The organism is Streptomyces sp. NPDC054847 (assembly GCF_053610925.1).
The window spans coordinates 1-2,428 of record NZ_JBSGZJ010000682.1 but is presented as its reverse complement, the minus strand read 5'-3'; the positions used below and the strand labels follow the sequence as shown (position 1 = coordinate 2,428).

The following is a 2,428-nucleotide window of genomic DNA, read 5'->3' as shown; positions in this document are numbered from 1 at the left end:
CGTCTGGGCGGTACGGCACGAGGGCGCCCTCGACGCATCGGACGTGCTGGACCGGCGGACCCGCATCGGTCTCGTCGACGAGGACCGCCGGGCGGCGCAGGACGCGGCCCGCGAGGCGCTGGAACGCTGCTCGCTGTGACCTGCCCCGGCCGGCGGTGGACCCCGGCCGGGGGACGGTCCCGGCGGCGGATCCCTGCCGGGGCCGGCACTTCAGGTGCCGGCGCCGCACAAAGCACGGCGTGGAGTGCTGTCCGTCCTCGCGGACGCCGCCGTCGCCCTGTCGCGCTGACGCGTCCGGCGGCGCGGGCAGGGCACGGTCACGGCGCGCCACGGGGACGGCTGCGCGCCTTCGGTCCGTGCGGCCACCGGTGGCTCGGCCGGCGGCATCCTCCGCTCCGAGAGGTGGTTCAGCCGGCGGCGCCTTCGATCCTGATCCGCACCTGCTCCTCGAGCCGCCTCAGGCTCTGGTCGAGGGCGTCGTTCACGGCCTTCTCACCGGGGTCGTGCGACTCGTCGAAGAACGACAGGTGGACGGTGACCTCGCTGGCGCCGGAGCCGATTCCGGCGACCTGGAGCCATCCGGCGTAGGCGCCCCCGTTCCGCGTACCCCACTCGACCCGCATCTGGTCCTTCTCGGCCTTCAGGAGCGCGGGGGTGTCCTCGTCCGTGCGGTCCTCGTGCACGGTGACCGCGGGCAGTTCCTCGGCCCTGACGTGCAGGGCCTCGGGCAGCCAGCTGTCGAGCTGGTCCACGCGGGCCGCCTGGTCGTAGACACGCTCGGGGAGAGCGGGCATCGTGTGGGAACGCTCATATTCGCTCATCAGTTCACCAATCCTTGCCGATCCATGGAAAACGGAATCCTCGACGAACGCTTGCCCCGACGGCGCGACGTGAAGCTCCGACGCCCGTCGGCCCACCCGTTCGCCGGGATGTCCTGAATCGAGGAGGTTTGGAGTGTCGCCTCGGTCACGTTGGGGCCATGGTGTGAAACCTGTGGGGCTGATGGTGCGTCTGTCTTGACGGCGCCGGGAGGCAGCGGAAGGCAGCGAAGGGGTGGCGGGGGTGCCGCCGCGGAGCTGTCGGCCGGTGGCCTCAGGTGGGGGAGCCGTAGAGAAACAGCATTCACATGGTCACGGTGCGTAATGAAACCATTACTTCTCAAACACGTACTGTCACATGAGGAGCCCGGGCAGGCGCGCACGGGCAGGGGAGGAAAAGACATGAAACCGTTCGCGTGGAACTATGCACGCCCTGCCGAGCCGGCCACGGGCATCACGCCCTATGCGTACGACGCCACCTTGCAGTTGAACGTGCTGCCCGACGGGAGGCCCGCCATCATGGACCGGGGTCTGCTCGCCGCTGCGGGGACGACGACCTCCAAGGCCGGCTCCGCGACCCACTTCGACGACTGACCGGCGTGCGACGTGACAGTGCTGGTGCTCACGTGCGAGGCGGATGTCACCGCTGACATGGTCGTGGCGGAACTGCACGAACAGGGCGTCCCGCTCGTCCGGTTCGATCCCGCCGACCTCCCTGGCACAGGGGCTCTCTCCGCGGAGTACGTGCGCGGGGAGTTCCGCGGCTATCTGTCGATCGGCGGCCGTGTGGCGAGCATGCAGGGCCTGCGGTCCGTCTGGATCCGCAGGCCCGGTGAACCGGCGGCACACGCCGCCGAACCGTCCGAATGGCTGAGCGTCGAGACCGCCCACGCCCTGTACGGAATGCTCGACTGCACGGGCGCGCGGTGGATGAACCATCCCAGCGCCGCGGCCAAGGCCCGGCGCAAACCCTGGCAGTTGCGTGTCGCGCACCAGAGCGGCTTCCCGGTGCCGGCCACGCTGCTCACCACCCATCCGTCGATGGCCCGTCAATTCGCCGAGCAATACCGGAACGTGGTCGTGAAGTCGGTGTCCGGGAAGTCGCCCGGGGATCCGCCGATGGCGCTGCCCACCACGCTCGTGCCGCCGGACGCCGACTTCTCCGGGGTGGCCGCGGCGCCGACGCTCTTGCAGCGTTATGTCGCCAAGCGTGCCGATGTCCGGTTGACCAGTGTGGGGGACCAGCACTTCGCCGCGCGCAAGGCGGCGGAGCCGGGTCAGGTCGACGGCCGTTACGGGGACACGGGCCACGAGTGGGAACCGGTGGAAGTGCCGGCCCAGGTGGCCAGGGCCGTCGAGGCGTACAAGAAGCAGGCCGAACTCGCTTACGGTGCCTTCGACTTCGCGGAGGACTCGACGGGCACGTGGTGGTTCCTCGAGTGCAACCAGGGCGGGCAGTTCGGCTTCGTGGAGCTGGAGACGGGGCTGCCGATCGCGCGGGCGGTCGCGTCGTGGCTGGGGGCCGAGCCGGCCTGATGGGGCGGCGCCGCTGCGGTCCCGGCCGGGGCGGCGAGTCGAGGCTTCAGCGCTCCGCGGTCTCAGGGCGTGGC

Annotated in this window: 3 protein-coding genes; 2 read left to right on the top strand and 1 reads right to left on the bottom strand. The window is 70.6% G+C overall.

Annotated elements, in window-relative coordinates:
• Positions 1–407: 407 nt before the first annotated feature.
• Entirely contained in the window at positions 408–821 is a 414-nt protein-coding gene (locus ACWGH4_RS34155) for an SRPBCC family protein (RefSeq protein WP_453467689.1), read from the bottom strand.
• 399 nt (positions 822–1,220) lie between these two features.
• Between ACWGH4_RS34155 and tgmA the strand changes: the two genes are divergently transcribed.
• Entirely contained in the window at positions 1,221–1,412 is a 192-nt protein-coding gene (gene tgmA / locus ACWGH4_RS34150; RefSeq protein WP_441262528.1) for a putative ATP-grasp-modified RiPP, read from the top strand.
• A 12-nt stretch (positions 1,413–1,424) separates the two neighbouring features.
• Positions 1,425–2,354, top strand: coding sequence for an ATP-grasp ribosomal peptide maturase (gene tgmB / locus ACWGH4_RS34145; protein ID WP_441262529.1), 930 nt, complete (start codon positions 1,425–1,427; stop codon positions 2,352–2,354).
• Positions 2,355–2,428 lie beyond the last annotated feature (74 nt).